The organism is Paraburkholderia sp. 32 (genome assembly GCF_050435345.1).
Lineage (GTDB): Bacteria > Pseudomonadota > Gammaproteobacteria > Burkholderiales > Burkholderiaceae > Paraburkholderia > Paraburkholderia tuberum.
In genome coordinates this window covers 1657773-1672225 of the sequence record NZ_JBNDKD010000001.1, presented here as the reverse complement: position 1 = coordinate 1672225, position 14453 = coordinate 1657773, and the positions used below count along the sequence as shown (strand labels likewise).

The window sequence follows — 14453 nt, the reverse complement described above, 5'->3', positions numbered from 1 at the left end:
TTCCATGAATACTTACGTACTCATCGCCCGCCCACTCTGGCAGTGTGGGGAAGAAACGATCCGTTCTTCCTGCCCGCCGGCGCCGAGGCCTATCGCTGCGATATCCCGGCTGCCGAAATTCATCTTGTCGATGCAGGTCACTTCCCGCTGGAAACGCATCTTGATGAGATCGCCGGAATCATCCGGGCGTTTCTCGCCAAGACTCTGGACACCGCTCAAGGCACCGCGCTATTTGGTGAACTTGGAGAGGCCACGGTGTGGTTCAATCGCAGATCCAAAGCTAGAATCAGTCCGTCGGTTTGCCGCAGCAATCGCTACCAACCGAACTCAGGTATCCGACAGCGATATCATGGCAGTGAAAGCTGCTGGTTTTGATCATCGTGCCATGGTGGCCATTGCGCTAGCCGCAGCCGCCAAGACATTGGTCAACACGGTTGCTCACATTTCACGCCCTGAAATCGACGCTGGGTTCCGCGCCGAATAGCGTTTGAAGGCACTTTCTGGGGGCACCACCGACTGCTGCCCCTGCTCCACGTTGGCAATGTTGGCCGCTGTCATTGATGTTGTCTTTTTAGCAGATACTTCTTGCTGTGTAGGAACACATGATGTGCGGGTTCATCAGTTTTTCATGAATACTGGATCTTGCGATCGACCGTGACTGCGTCGGCGATGCGTTGTTGCGGTGCTGCTGATTCGTCAGAGCGCACTCATTTCTCAATACAACCAGTCGCCTGCCTCACTGCCGATCGCCGAAAACTGAGTGGTCGCGTATCTCTCGCAATGCTATTTCAAGATTGGTTCACTTGCTGAGCTGGGTTGAGCAAATTCCGGCTATTCGCTAAAAGAACCATTGCGCCTTGGCCCGGGATCGATGTCCCGTGTTTAGTTCGAAAAAGCGATCCCTTAGTCTAATTGTCGGTTGTTGCGCGATGTGGCGTAATACTATTGGCATGCCGTTGAACAAAGAGCAGGCGACCTGCCTCAACTGCCCTAATCAACAGATCATGTAATTACTGATAGCGTCGTCGCATATCGCTCGCGCGCGTCGTCGTTGGACCGGACTTCGGTGCCATCGCTGCCAATGCCGCCATCGCCCCGATTCAAGCCAAGCTCGTCGCAGACATCCGCATGGAACACCTCAATACGCTGAAAGTGAACTGACACAAAGTGTCTGGCATGCCGACAAGACTGTATTCGTCCGCAGCCTTGGATGGGTTCCGGGATCCCCAAAATGCAAGAAATGGGCGAGCCACATTAGCAAATAGTCGCTTCGTGGGTTTGAAATTGCAGCGCCTCAATGAACAAGGCGGTGCGCTCGTTGTCCTCAACAGCAAAGGAGTTTTGAGATGAAAAGCATTCAGCTAACGGGATACGGTACGCCCGCTGACGTGGTAAAACTCGTCGACGTACCGGACGTCGGTGCAGCAGCGCCAGACGAAATCGTCATTGACGTCGAAGCCGCGCCGGTTGAACCATCAGATCTCTACATGATCGCTGGAATTTACGGGAATCTCCCTCCTCTCCCCCATATTCTTGGCATCCAGGGCGTCGGGCGGGTTTCCGCTGCAGGAAGCAAAGTTAAGCACCTGAAGGAAGGAGATCGGGTGTTGGTCCCGCCTTTCGCACCGTCATGGGTTGAGCGGGTAAAACGAGCGCCACCTGGCTGAGCCCGCTGCCGCAGGCGGATGTGAATCAGCTCGCCATGCTAGGCATAAATCCCGCAACAGCGTATTTGATCTTGACGCAATTTGTCCAGCTTAAACCCGGTGATTGGATCATCCAGAACGCTGCAAACTCGTCGGTAGGCCGTGCTGTCATCGCTATTGCAAAAGCAAAAAATATCAGGACCGTGAACGTAGTGCGGCGAGCCGAAGTTGTCAGCGAAATTGAAGCGCTGGGCGGAGACATCGTACTCGTTGATGGGCCCGATCTCGCAGAACGCGTTTCTTCTGCAACTGGAAACGCGAAAATCGTCCTGGGGCTGGACGGCGTGGGTGATACGGCCACGCAAAACCTGCTCAACGCGGTGACGCTATACGGTACGGTCGTGGTCTGGAGCGGAATGAGCGGACAGCCTTTCACGGCATCGGGGCCTCGCCTTCTGTTTTTCAATCAAACTATCCGGGGCTTTTGGATTTTTAATTACTTCCGCGCGCCAGATTCCACAAAAGTTTCGGCTATGTACGAAGAGCTTGTTCCCTTGGTCGCGGCCGGCGACTTAACGTTTCCCGTGGCGGGCGAATACAGCTTTGAACAGCATCTGGCCGCTATCTCTGTCGCAGAGAAATACAGCGGAAAAGCGATACTCAAGCCCTAAATTGAGTAAGGAAGACAATCTACTAATCCGAAAGGCGAGAACACTATGTCAGAGGCATCTTCGAATTCTGCTCGACAGCCGGACGAAACGTTCTGGCGCATAGAAGTCGAAATTCTTCCCGGCAAGCATGAGGAATTTCGAGCACTCGTTCGTGAGCTCATCGTATCGAGTCGACAGGAGCCCGGCACGCTGGACTACGACTGGTATTTCAACTCCGACGATACGATCTGCCACACCTACGAACGCTATCGCAACTCAGAAGCAGTGATTGCGCATGCGACTACCTTTGGCGCGACGTTTGCGGAGAGATTTAGTCAGGCCTGTCGCCAGATCGGACTGGATGTCTACGGATCGCCCAATGAGAGGGCGACAGCAATTCTTGATGCCTATAATCCGAGGTACTTTGCGTTGCGCGACGGGTTTCATAGCTCAGTATAACTTTGGCATAGCACGCATGGCGGTGCACCGCACCGCCATGCGCGAACACCAGAGATTGGTGCTCTTATGGTTCTACGTCGACCGTCGGTGTTATCAATCCCGTCTGACGTAGATTCCCGACGACTTAAACTTGTTCTTTCGCAAGTTTATCAACGGTTGCGCATTGCTCAAGCGTGCGCTCGATTGACGGCAACGGCAGATTTCGGCCGATGAACACGAAACGTGACTCTCTCGGTTCATCGAGCGCCCAATTCGATCCCAAATCAGCGTTCACCACCATGTGAACACCTTGGATTATCAGCCGATTTTCGAGCCCATCTACAGCGACGATCGCCTTATAGCGCATCATATCTGCCCCATATTGCGCAACCAGTTGATGCAAATGGTCCCGAAGCGCCATTCCATGATTATCCTATGCCGCCGTTCGACTTCGCGCGCGGAACGACGTGTAATCGATATACCTGATCTCTGCCCAGCGCAGCCTATGGGATCGAGAATCGAAAGTCCCTATAACGTCAGCGTCTGCACGACGTCGCTATCTCGACCATCCGGTGAGTAAAGGTTTATACACGTACTCCATATCGCAAATGGGAACACAGTGCAACCTACCGTATTTGAAAGGCAACACAGGAAGAATCCAGATCATCATGTACGGAGATCAATGGGGTCTGCTAGAAGCTTCGGTCGAAATTTTTTCCGCTTGGCTGTAACCAGATCCCGGCGATCCGCGAATTAGTAACAGTATCCAGAACGGATACCTTCCATCCCAAACTCGGAGAAATTTGATGACCACGAAGACCACTGTCAGTTCTACCCTCCTCGCCGGCGTTGTTGCGAGTCTGCTTGCATCGGCCGCTCATGCAGCGCCGCTTACGACAGCTGAGGCTAAAGCTGCCGTCGCTGCCCACAAAGAAAAATGCTACGGCGTCGCATTGAAGGGACAAAACGATTGCGCCGCCGGCCCCGGTACGACATGTCAAGGGACGTCCGCGATGGATTTCCAAGGTAACTCGTGGAAGTTTGTCCAAGGTGGCACGTGCGCAAGCATTCAAGTGCCTGGCGGCGGCCACGGTTCGCTCACGCCGCTGAAGTCCTAATTTATCGAACGGTGCAATGGGAATTGGCATGAACGCTTTCGTCAAGACTCCGGCGGCCTACGAGACTCGCCGTTCCCATGGTATATCGCTTGATACGCTGGTGGTCGTCGGAACAAGTTTCAAGCATGAGCATCTTCCCGCGATTCTAGCGGATGGGTTCGAAGATGGGTTTTTCGAAGTTCACGCTGAAAACTATATGGGTGGCGGCGGCCCGCCGCATCGGACACTAGCGACTGTCCGGGAGGCGTATCCGCTCTCCATTCACGGTGTGTGCATGTCGATTGGCGCACCTTCGCGTCTGGATGCGAGGCATCTCGCGCGTTTTCGGGAATTGGTGATACGTTATGAGCCAGTCCTGGTGTCCGAGCATCTGGCGTGGTCGTCGCACGGTGGCGCATTCTTCAACGATCTCCTGCCTTTGCCGTACACGAAAGCGACACTCGATACCGTTTGTGAACACATTGACCAGGTTCAAGACGCAATCAGGCGCCCTATTCTTCTCGAGAACCCGTCGACATATATAGCATTCGCGTCGTCCACGATGAGCGAAAGTGAGTTCATTCGAGAAGTTGTGCAACGTACTGGCTGCGGTCTGTTGCTGGACATCAATAACGTTTTCGTTTCGGCAGTCAATCATAGGTTTTCCGCCGAAACGTACCTCGATGAGCTCCCGCTTGAGCGTGTGGGAGAAATCCATCTCGCGGGACATAGTGAACAACGCGACGACGAAGACGAAATGTTGCTAGTTGATAGTCACGACTGCGTCATCTCGGACTCGGTCTGGCACCTTTATCGAGACATCGTCGGCCGGATTGGCCCAAGGCCAACATTGGTAGAGTGGGACAGCAATCTCCCCGCGTGGTCAGTCCTACGCGATCAGGCGCTGTCGGCACGGAGAATCATGACGGAACAAATGACCTTGTGCAGCCAGGAGATTGGTCGTGCAGGTTGATGATCCTTCAGGACAGTTCGCCACCGTGTTTGCAATGGGATTGATGGACCCATCGATAGCGACTCCTGAAGACGTAATTGCCGCGCCCGGCAAGCGAGCAATCAAGCGTTACAACGTTTATCGCAACAACGTCACTGTCAGTCTTATCGATGCGCTGGTCTCGATCTACCCGTCTATTCAGCGTATCACTGGCGTCGATTTTTTCAGGGCGATGGCTCGATTTCATATCCGAGCCAGGCCGCCTACTTCGCCGCTACTGTTCGAGTATGGCCGAAACTTCCCTGAATTCATTGAAACTTATGAATATGCTCGCGAAATGCCGTGGCTTGCAGACACTGCGCGCATTGAGCGCGCGTGGCTGGATGCGTATCACGCGGCCGACTTGCCTGTCCTTACGGCAGAGGCATTAGCGGAAGTCGACCCAGCGCGTCTGGCTGAGGCACGATTCAAACCGCATCCTTCTGCGCAGATCGTGCGATCGGCTTACCCTGCCGTGTCGATCTTTGCGATGAACCGCAGCGAAGGTCCCGTTACTTCTCTTTGCTCAAGTGAAGCGGAGGACGCACTAGTGACGCGACCCGAGCAGGACGTGCTGGTTTCCCGGCTTCCGCAGGGTGGCGCAACCTTCCTCGCTCTGCTTCTCGACAGAGCAACACTAGGCGAAGCGGTTGCAGCAGCACTTCAGGAGACACCCTCCTTCGATATCCAGGCCAACCTGGCAGGGATGCTTTCAGCCGGTGCGCTTACCGGCATTCAACACGGAGATTGACCAGAATGTCGGAACAACAAAGCATAAAACTGGCGTTTCCAGCCGCGCTCACGGCAATAGTCGGAATGACGAAGAGGTTGATCCAGAGGCTGGCACAACCGTGGCTCGCTCAGCTTGTACTGCGGTTTGCACTGGCGGTGCCTTTCTGGAAGTCAGGGATTCTGAAATGGCACGGATTTCTGCATCTCAGTGACACCGCGATTGATCTGTTCACACAGGAGTTTCAGTTGCATCTGCCAGGCGGTCCTTATCCGTTTCCTCATCCAGCGGTTATTGCGTTCCTATCCGGCTGCGGTGAAGTGACTTTCCCGGTACTGCTCGTGCTCGGTCTCGGGACCCGGTTCGCCGCAGTCGGCCTGATTCTGATGACTTGCATCGTCGAACTGACGGTGCCGGACGGTTGGCCGATCCATCTGACGTGGGTGGGGATGGCGCTTGCCATTGCAGCCTGGGGGCCGGGCCTGTTTTCTATCGACTATGTGCTGGGTGATCAGTCGCCTAGATCTTGATGCTCAACGGCGAGTCATCAGCCGACGTGATATTCGTTGTCCGATAAGCTATCAACTTGCACAGCCAGTACACGCAACCTGTTAGTGCGTCGGCAAGTATGTTGAAATGTTCACTTCGCGGATAGCTAAAGGCACGAACGTCTGCGTACTGACACAATAGGAACGGAAAGCGCCCTTTTTTCTACGCCTGCCTCTGCGCTTTTCCCCGAAAAGATTCGTAATTAAATCGTCCGGCGCATGCTTCGCCGTTTTTTCGCCCTGAGGCTTGGCAGCAACTCCTAAACATGACTGTCAAAAGGTATTACTGGACGACCGAATTCCGATGTCCATTGCAGTCGCGACGAAGAGAACCTAGCGGCGTCATGCATCGTCAATCCTTCCGCAACGCCCAGCATCGCGGAAACTGCGCTCCATGCGTAGCGATCATTTGGCGCCGTCCCGAAAACCGCGATCAGCGAGCGACAGTTCATTTTTGACCTTTCATCCTCAAGTCATGTGAAAGCGACAGCCCGCATGATCACCTCAGGCTTGTAGATGCGCAAATACACCATGACGAAAGATATCATGCAGCGAGGCCGTATTTTCCCCCTGCAAACGCTTGCAGCAAGGAGTTTTGCTCCGCTAAACTCGCCGGTCGTCGACCGCAGGGCTCAGCGTTCTAAGATATCTGCGCACGCTACTGATCCACGGCGCACGAAGCGTGCTGACGCATGCGAAAGAGCCCGGTGAGTGGGTCGAGCAGATGAAAAAGCGCCGACCGCCGAACGTGGTGATCGTCGCATTGGCCAACAGGATGGCGCGGACGATGTGGGCAGTACTGGCCCATGACCGGCCGTACCAAAGGGATTACGTGAGCGTGAAGCCGGCCTGACCGGTGGGTGCCACTTTGAAGATCAACGTTTAACACAGGGTGAACGTCGAAAGGTTGCGCAGCAATCGAGTGTGATGACAAGCCAGGTAGGACCGGGACTCGCTAAACCTGAATACCATCACGAGCTACTAGCTCGCTAGGAGAATGAGGTGCGAGTCAGCGAATTTCATAGGGGCCCGCAGCGGCAATCTCGGCTGCAACAAGGCCGGATATAGAGCTGCAGCCCATCCTGTCTGTCGAAGCACACGAAAACTGTTGCAAACGGGACGCGTTCATATAGATGGTATGAACGCCGCCCTCCCTTCGGGGAATGCACGAGACGGCTGAAATCGGGGGACTCAAGTCGTCTATTCGAAGCGCCGGACATGGCGCATGGTGCATCTCGCGATGAACGCGAACACCGGCCAGATATGCGCCGCGCTGATGACGCATCAGGACGAAGGCGATGGCGAAGTGTTGCCCGAACTGCTCGACCAGATTCCGGCTGACGTGCTGATCGATACCATCGGTGGCGACGGCGCCTACGACACCAGGCCGTGCCACGCGCAGATCGCCGCGCGCGGCGCGATCCCATCGATTCCGCCACGTGAGGGAGCGAGACCGTGGCCTGCCAGCACGCCCGGTGCCGCTTGGCGCAATGCCGCTATCGATGCGATCGAGCGCAGCAGCAGGCGCGAATGGAAGCAGGCAACCGGCTACCACCGGCGCTCGCTGGCCGAGACCTTGATGTACCGGCTCAAGGTGCTCACGGGTCCCTGCCTGTGGGCGCGGCAGACCGGCTCGCAGGCAACCGAGGTGTCGATTCGTGCAGGTGTCCTCAACCGCATGGTAGCCCTCGCTCGCCCGCAGTCCGTCCGTATCGCCTGAGATTGAAAGCACAGAGGTCATGTTGTCTCTACGCCTGATTTACGCAACAACGCCACTCAAACCCATCCTCGGCGCGTGCTTGCTGCGTATCCGGCGCCGCCTGAAAAATCTCGCCGGGGTACCTGCCCGAATCGACCGAACACGATGCTGCATCCAGCCTTCGCGTTCGTATCCCAGACCACCCAGAAAGGCCAAGCGCCATTTCCATCTCGCGTAAAAGTTTGCTTGAGGGGGATGGGCTTTGGTTGAGAGCATTGGCTCGCCAGGACGCGCCGACGCTTGTCTGTCCGCTTGATGGTGTGCCTCCATAACCACCATTTGCATGAGACGCATCAAGTTTTGCTTGGGCGGCCTGTATATTGGTGGGATACGCCGTCTGATCGTTTTCCAGGTATGCCCTGCTTTTTCACGCTGCTCCAGCTGGACGCGGACCTCCGCACTGGTAAGAGTTGTTCAGCCTGCGCAGATGCTATGACACTCGATGCGGAGAGGTCACGGCTACGGTGGGTTTTTGAGCAAACATGATCAACGATTGGTCTTTTGAGCTCGATCAGGGCTCTACAAAGCTCATCGGTCCGAGAAAATCCAGTTTCCCGACGTCAACGCCGTCTTTGCGCAAAATCGCATAAGCCATTGCAATGTGAAAATAGACGTTAGGTATTGTTATCTGTAACAGATAATTTTGCCCTTCGATGACCTTGTTCGGCACCCATGAAACTTTCACACGCTGCTCGGGCGCGCTAGCATAGAGCTCCGGCGCCACACCTTGCACAAACTCTACCGTTCTGCGAATGCGGGAGCGTACTTCATCAATCGTCCGTTCGTTGTCTTCGAAACGTGGCGGCGTCTGGCCAGATAGCCATGCGGCCCCAGCCTTAAGATAGTCTGACGCGCTTTGAATCTGATAGATAAACGGTGCCATGTCCGGAGCCAAACGACTATGCAGTAGCACACTAACATCAAATTTCTTTTGATCGGCGTATCGCTCGGCCTTGTCAATTAAGGTCTCGGTCGAAAGGAACGCCTGCGAACACTGCAGAATTGCGTGATGATACATATGTATTCCTATTCACAATGTCACTCTCCGAGCTACAGTCACCGCTTACGTAGCTGTAGCTAGAGCATATTTCACCGCTGTTAGATTAGCAGCGATGCCAAGTTGCCGGCTCTATCAAATGCGACAAGATCGTCCCCCCAATATGCGTATCTCCAACGTAGATTTAAGGAGCGCAGCGACGGCCTGTGTGAGATGTCATCTCCAAGAATTTTTTGAGCATCTTCGTCGATCACGATTTTTTTAAATTGGTCCATACCCCGAAAGGGATATCGCGTGAACGTGAGACGATGCTGTAACCAGCTTCATGAACGTCGGGGGCTTTCCAGGCGACGAGGCCGATGTTTCCTCGAAGGCACCAGCAGAGATCTCATCCAGATCGGCCAGACTTTCTACTGGGAGACGCCTCTGTGCGAGCACTAAAAAGACAGAAGGCTCACTGCAATAGTGGGCTTTCTGTCTCAATCATGCTGGTCAACAGGACGAGCTACTTTATCAGGGATAACTGCGAAGTGTCATCGCTTGCCAGCATGCACTCACTCATGTCAAAAAGAGATTTTTCAGCTACCGATTTTCATCGGTACGCTGCTTGAGCCATTGAAGTAAGTTGTTCGTAACGAACTCTACATTCTCAAGATTTGAGATGTGGCCCGCGTCCGGCACGAGCACATGCTGACATCCAATCACTTCCGCCATCCGAATCGTTTCGGCCGGCGTGCGGGTGAAATCGAGCGCACCACACATCAGAAGGGTACGGACGCTATCCAGACTTGCAAGGCGAGAAACCGCATCAGGCCTGCTAAAGATCAATCGTCCCAGCGGAACAATCGACTGCCGCAGCTGAGCAGGGGAGAACCGTGCAAGCGCATCTCGAAATGAAACCGGCACATCGCCATCCAGAGCAGCTTCCGGTCGAAAGAACAACGGCACGATCGCATCGATCATCGGTGGAGGAATTTTACCGAGCGTCTCGATTGTGTCGAGCATCTGAAAATAGCGCGCGCGAGTTGTGTCAGGCTCGGCCCCGAGATCGGTATCCATCATGACAAGGGCACGCACCCGATCCGGTTGCAGCAAAGCGAGTTCAGCTCCCCACATGCCGCCGACCGACAGACCAACGACCGCGCATCGCTTGATATCGAGGGCGTCGAGGAGTTTGATCACGTGACCCGCTAGATCACCGAGCGTGCGCGTGTCTGCAGGCATCTGTCCGGACCGTCCGTGCCCCCAGAGGTCCGGTGCAATAGTCTGAAATGAGGCCGATAACGCATCGATCTGGGGTGCCCACATCGATGAATCCCACAAGTAGCTGTGCCCAAGCAGCACAGGAAATCCCGTGCCTCGTATCTGATAGTGCAGCGGCTGCCCTTCTATGGTGATAACCGGCATGTCAATGTACCTATATTCAAGTAAACGTAGCTGCGTCGCCGCCGCCGTCGTCGGGGTCGTAAATTGTAAAGATATTGGGAAAGTGCTGAGATAACACAAATTGTCAAACGCGCGGAAGCTCTGATGCGCCTAGTCTTGTTCAGACGACCGTTCAATTCGGACGAAGATCTTTTCATCAGAGCAGCCGTCCTATCAAACCTGGAAACCTCTCGCTGCCGCACTCTATCTTCTGATTTTGAAGCAGGTATCACGAAGTGCCGTTTGCCGCGTCTAGCGCTCTGCATTTGGCCTGTAGCGCAAGTCCATGTACCTCACGAATTTTCTGCACGCTCTCAACAGGATTACGCACGTTCACCTCAAATTGAGCTAGAGTATAAGCGAATTTCGTTTGCGTGGTCCCTACCATCCCCTTGTCACGACGCGCCCCTCATCCAGCCATGTTGTGCCGGCTTCAATATGTCACGAATTTCGAAAATCGCTAGCCGACCGGAGGAAGCCGAGTTCACGGTTGTCGTCGCCAAGCTGGCGGCGGCGTCTTGCGAGATGGCCGACGAGTTGAGTCCTGCGTTTTCACTGATTTCCATACGCAGCGCTCAATGGAACGGACAGCGCGAATCACGAGGCCGGTTGCTTCCGCCAGCGATGTCAGGGCCTAGCGACTTCGATCCAAAAATTTCGCGGCCTGCTGTATTAAAGAGGGATCTTTTCCCACGAGCCGTACTTTATCCGAACAACGTTGTCGATCAACCCACACGAGATGCAAACATGTCACACACACTTCACAAGATTGGCGTTGCGAGCCAAATCGGTGCTTACAGCGACGCTGTTGAAGTCCAGCCGAATCAACGCTGGCTTTACACAGCGGGTACACCGGGGCTTACCCTCGATGGAACCATTTCCGACAACATTGTCGGCCAATCGAGACAGGCGTGGAACAACATCATTGCGTTACTCGATTCTTCGGGGCTGAGCATACGGGACATCGTCAAGGTGACGACCACGCTCACCAGTGAAGAGTACATCCGTGAATATGCAATGGTTCGGGCGGATTTCCTGCAAGGTTATGAACCTGCATTCATGCTTCAGATTGTGCCGGCTCTGGTGCGTTCGGAATTCCTTGTTGAGGTCGAGATCGTAGCCGCAAAGGCCGTCTATATACACGAAGCTCACGCGTGTGCAGTGTAAGTAAGCGTGAGACCACCGTCCCCCCGGGTTGTCCACAATCTCTGCAAGCGAAGATACGCACTTTGGCGACAAGCAGCCGCTCTCTGGTTTGCCGCTTTAGGCGTTTCCGCCTATGTTCTCTCTCACAACAGCGCTGACAGAGGTCAATCCCTCTGTTCTCGCCACACCAGACTGCGCCCGCGAATATTTATTTGATTGGACTAAAGGCGTAGGTATCCGTCATTCCTCGAGAACCATAATTTCTCATGGATCAAGCTGGTTCTTTGCGGCCGTGCCCCGCTCTGTACGCTCTGCTAAATCGGAACGCATTCCACAATCTGCACATCATCGCTGCGGTCAACCTCCGCCATCGGACGTCCACTGGACAGCATCTCTTTGACGATCTAGTGTTTCGGCTCCACGGTGTATCGGCGATACTTCCGAGGGCCCTTGACTTCCGTGAATTCGGTACCGTGTCCACGATTCCTTTTGAGACGCGGTCACATTCGCGCCCCTCCCCCGGGGGGATAACGTCGCCTTCGTCGGACGTCCATGCCGTCAGGGCCAGATCGTTGCGATTTGCTTAACGACTACGCAAGTGTGCTGCGTCACTCCTTTCAACCAGCGCAACTTTGGAGCGGAGCGAATCTGGAAAGCGATACCTACGTACATTGCGCATGCGCCCAACCTATGGCGTAATCGACCGCACGCAATCAACCTAACACATTTAGCATGATCGGCCCTATCCAGTGTGTGTAGCTGGCTACCTCCTTTGCACGCATGCTCACGACCGTAATCCATCTCCGATCCGGTTTCGAGCATTCTCCTCTGACAACAAAGGCAACGTGCCTTGTTCAAAGCTGGAATTGGCGGGAAGCTGGTCTGGTTTTCTGGAAAATTGTCGATCAAGTGGTGGGATAAAAAAAACACATTTGATATCACACTCGATGAACGGCCGAGGATGCTGCCAGTGATGCATCACCCCGCGTGTGGCGCTATCAAGGGCGGCGATCGGTATGTTGATTCGCTTCACGCCATCTATCCATTTTTCGAGGAACTGTTTCCCACGATAGTCCGTTGCATAATGCAACTAAGATTCGTATATTCCTACGAAGTGACTGTTTCCGAAATCTTCATCAATGGATAAATTATGGACCGTCGTCTCCTAACTCTCGCGCTAGTGGATGTTCGCGTTAGGCACAGATAGCTTTGTTTTTGCAGGAATCCTGCCTGAGCTTGCGCTTTCCTTTCATGCAAGTATTGGCGCTGTCGGTCAGCTGATCACGGCGTATGCGTTGACCTACACTTTGACGGGCCCCACAATCGCAGCACTAGCTGCAGGGGTACCACGGAAGAGACTGCTGCTAACAGGTATTGGACTTTTTGTAGTCGCCAATCTGGCAACCATCGTGGCTCCGAATCTCGGTTTCGCTTTAGCGACTCGAGTGCTAGCTGGTCTTGGTGCAGCGGCGTTTTCCCCTACTGCTGGTGGTACCAGCACAATGCTGGTGCCACCGGAGCGTCGCGGATTTGCAATGTCGCTCATCGTAGCTGGCCTGACTACGGCAACCGCATTGGGTGCGCCCATCGGTGCTGTTATGAGGATTGGCTTCGTGGCAGTGGACAATGGTTTTTGTCGCCGCGCTTGGTTCGCTCGCTTTTGTCGGTATCTGGGCTATGTTGCCTGAGGTCCCGCTGCCTCCAGCCATTTCACTTCGAAAGCGTCTTTCACTCTTACAGATAGTCGCGTTGTGTTAACGCTAATCACAACTGTGCTTGCACAGACCGGCACTTTTATCATCTACAGCTACTTCTCGGTATGATTTGATCGTGCCACAGGGCACAACCCAATACTGCTGGGACTGCTTCTTGTGCTTTTTGGGCTAGCAGGAACCTGTTCGAATTTGCTTACAGGCCGGGTCTCTGCATCTGGATCAGCAGCCAAATCCAGTCCATCAACGATCACTGCAGCGACGTGCGCAGTGGCGCGTGGGGATTCACGCCCGCCGTGGAAATCGATCAGGCGTCCAACCAGCGACACGAGCAGGCCGCTCAGTGCGACTGACACTCGATGCTCGTACAGTACTTTGCGAGCAAGTTTCCGGCCTAGTATTGCTACCGCGCTCTCGCGATTGGCTACCGCATTGTCGCTACTTCGTCGGTGCGAAATGATTGGAACTCCCCCGTCCATCCTCCGGCGGATAAATAGAGAAATTTCCGAACCGCTCTCTAAAAAATTTGACTCAGCAAGCCCTCGTTTTGTGGCGTATGCGTATAATCTTCGTGCTGTGGATAGATCTTCTTTTGATTATTATAAAATAATCGAACAAAGATAGCTCCGGTGGTTAGAATTTGAGATCGAGGATGTCATCTTGCATACTATGGAAGCCCGCCTGAGAGAGTCATTCATCGGTGGACTGGACGGCGTTGAAACCGCTTACAGAGATTTTTTGAATCAGCTAACACGCCACTTGCGGGCTTATCTTCGCAACCGGATCCCGCTGCTACAAGACGATGTCGAAGATCTGGTCCAGGAGATCTTACTGGCCGTGCATAACGCACGACACACTTATAGATCACAGATGCCGTTGACGGCGTGGGTGCATGCTATCGCACGCTATAAGCTAATGGATTTTTTCAGGGCGTACGCTCGTCACGAATCTTTGAACGACCCTCTCGATGATCATCTTGGAATTTTCACAGTCTCCGATATCGAGCCATCCGAAGCACGGCGCGACATCGGAAAACTGCTTGAGCACCTCCCGGAGAAGCAGCGCTTGCCGATTGTCCATGTGAAGCTGCAGGGCATGTCGGTGGCAGAGACGGCACAATTGACTGGTTTATCCGAGTCCGCAGTAAAGGTGGGTGTACATCGCGGACTCAAGTTGCTGACGGCCCGCATCCGGGGGACGGCATGAGTATAACGAGCTCGCTGAACTTCTCGCGATCAATCTCGCGCCAGTCAATCCTTCCGGTGCAGAGCGCTCTTTCAGCATTGCACGGTCATTTGCAGCGATCGGTTATGT

The 14453-nt window shown here is 54.2% G+C and carries 15 protein-coding genes and 2 pseudogenes; 13 read left to right on the top strand and 4 right to left on the bottom strand.

Annotated elements, in window-relative coordinates:
- The first annotated feature begins 42 nt into the window (after positions 1 to 42).
- The 4 genes from OKW26_RS07900 to OKW26_RS07885 all read left to right on the top strand — a co-directional run bounded on the left by OKW26_RS07900 (position 43) and on the right by OKW26_RS07885 (position 2755).
- Positions 43 to 375 (top strand): alpha/beta fold hydrolase, encoded by a 333-nt coding sequence (locus OKW26_RS07900; protein WP_429353191.1) that lies wholly within the window; start codon positions 43 to 45, stop codon positions 373 to 375.
- 971 nt (positions 376 to 1346) lie between these two features.
- A complete protein-coding gene (locus OKW26_RS07895; RefSeq protein ID WP_429353190.1) occupies positions 1347 to 1667 on the top strand; it encodes an alcohol dehydrogenase catalytic domain-containing protein in 321 nt (106 codons plus the stop codon).
- Positions 1668 to 1687: 20 nt separating this feature from the next.
- Complete coding sequence (locus OKW26_RS07890; RefSeq protein ID WP_429353189.1) at positions 1688 to 2317, top strand: zinc-binding dehydrogenase; 630 nt, start codon at positions 1688 to 1690, stop codon at positions 2315 to 2317.
- 45 nt (positions 2318 to 2362) lie between these two features.
- A complete protein-coding gene (locus tag OKW26_RS07885; protein WP_429353188.1) occupies positions 2363 to 2755 on the top strand; it encodes a putative quinol monooxygenase in 393 nt (130 codons plus the stop codon).
- Positions 2756 to 2879: 124 nt separating this feature from the next.
- On the opposite strand, the gene OKW26_RS07880 is transcribed toward OKW26_RS07885, so the two are convergent.
- On the bottom strand, positions 2880 to 3155 hold the full coding sequence (locus OKW26_RS07880) for a GTP-binding protein (protein WP_429353187.1): 276 nt from the start codon (positions 3153 to 3155) through the stop codon (positions 2880 to 2882).
- 385 nt (positions 3156 to 3540) lie between these two features.
- Between OKW26_RS07880 and OKW26_RS07875 the strand changes: the two genes are divergently transcribed.
- The 6 genes and pseudogenes from OKW26_RS07875 to OKW26_RS07850 all read left to right on the top strand — a co-directional run.
- Positions 3541 to 3852, top strand: coding sequence for a BufA1 family periplasmic bufferin-type metallophore (locus tag OKW26_RS07875; RefSeq protein WP_429353186.1), 312 nt, complete (start codon positions 3541 to 3543; stop codon positions 3850 to 3852).
- Positions 3853 to 3880: 28 nt separating this feature from the next.
- Positions 3881 to 4804 carry an MNIO family bufferin maturase gene (bufB, locus tag OKW26_RS07870; protein WP_429353185.1) on the top strand — a complete coding sequence of 308 codons (924 nt, stop codon included), beginning with the start codon at positions 3881 to 3883 and terminating at the stop codon, positions 4802 to 4804.
- Complete coding sequence (locus OKW26_RS07865; RefSeq protein WP_429353184.1) at positions 4794 to 5573, top strand: HvfC/BufC family peptide modification chaperone; 780 nt, start codon at positions 4794 to 4796, stop codon at positions 5571 to 5573. The genes bufB and OKW26_RS07865 overlap by 11 nt, the downstream gene beginning before the upstream one ends.
- 5 nt (positions 5574 to 5578) lie before the next feature.
- Positions 5579 to 6082, top strand: a complete 504-nt coding sequence (locus OKW26_RS07860; protein ID WP_429353183.1) for a DoxX family protein — start codon at positions 5579 to 5581, stop codon at positions 6080 to 6082.
- Between the two features lie 664 nt (positions 6083 to 6746).
- Positions 6747 to 6953: pseudogene (locus tag OKW26_RS07855) on the top strand (IS110 family transposase); the annotation flags it as partial.
- 348 nt (positions 6954 to 7301) lie between these two features.
- Positions 7302 to 7820 (top strand): annotated as a pseudogene (locus OKW26_RS07850) (IS5 family transposase); the annotation flags it as partial.
- A gap of 550 nt (positions 7821 to 8370) precedes the next feature.
- Here OKW26_RS07850 and OKW26_RS07845 read toward each other — a convergent pair.
- Together OKW26_RS07845 and OKW26_RS07840 are read right to left on the bottom strand one after the other, a co-directional pair.
- On the bottom strand, positions 8371 to 8877 hold the full coding sequence (locus tag OKW26_RS07845) for a DUF1993 domain-containing protein (RefSeq protein ID WP_429353182.1): 507 nt from the start codon (positions 8875 to 8877) through the stop codon (positions 8371 to 8373).
- 561 nt (positions 8878 to 9438) lie between these two features.
- Positions 9439 to 10263: an alpha/beta fold hydrolase gene (locus OKW26_RS07840; protein ID WP_429353181.1), complete on the bottom strand. Its 825-nt coding sequence runs from the start codon at positions 10261 to 10263 to the stop codon at positions 9439 to 9441.
- A gap of 456 nt (positions 10264 to 10719) precedes the next feature.
- On the opposite strand from OKW26_RS07840, the gene OKW26_RS07835 reads away from it, so the two are divergent.
- Positions 10720 to 11448 carry a RidA family protein gene (locus OKW26_RS07835; RefSeq protein WP_429353180.1) on the top strand — a complete coding sequence of 243 codons (729 nt, stop codon included), beginning with the start codon at positions 10720 to 10722 and terminating at the stop codon, positions 11446 to 11448.
- Between the two features lie 763 nt (positions 11449 to 12211).
- Here OKW26_RS07835 and OKW26_RS07830 read toward each other — a convergent pair.
- Positions 12212 to 12460 (bottom strand): hypothetical protein, encoded by a 249-nt coding sequence (locus tag OKW26_RS07830; protein WP_429353179.1) that lies wholly within the window; start codon positions 12458 to 12460, stop codon positions 12212 to 12214.
- 151 nt (positions 12461 to 12611) lie between these two features.
- On the opposite strand from OKW26_RS07830, the gene OKW26_RS07825 reads away from it, so the two are divergent.
- Positions 12612 to 13115, top strand: coding sequence for an MFS transporter (locus tag OKW26_RS07825; RefSeq protein ID WP_429353178.1), 504 nt, complete (start codon positions 12612 to 12614; stop codon positions 13113 to 13115).
- A gap of 684 nt (positions 13116 to 13799) precedes the next feature.
- The gene (locus OKW26_RS07820; RefSeq protein WP_429353177.1) at positions 13800 to 14345 is read left to right on the top strand and encodes a sigma-70 family RNA polymerase sigma factor; all 546 of its coding nucleotides are present in this window, start codon (positions 13800 to 13802) and stop codon (positions 14343 to 14345) included.
- Positions 14346 to 14453 lie beyond the last annotated feature (108 nt).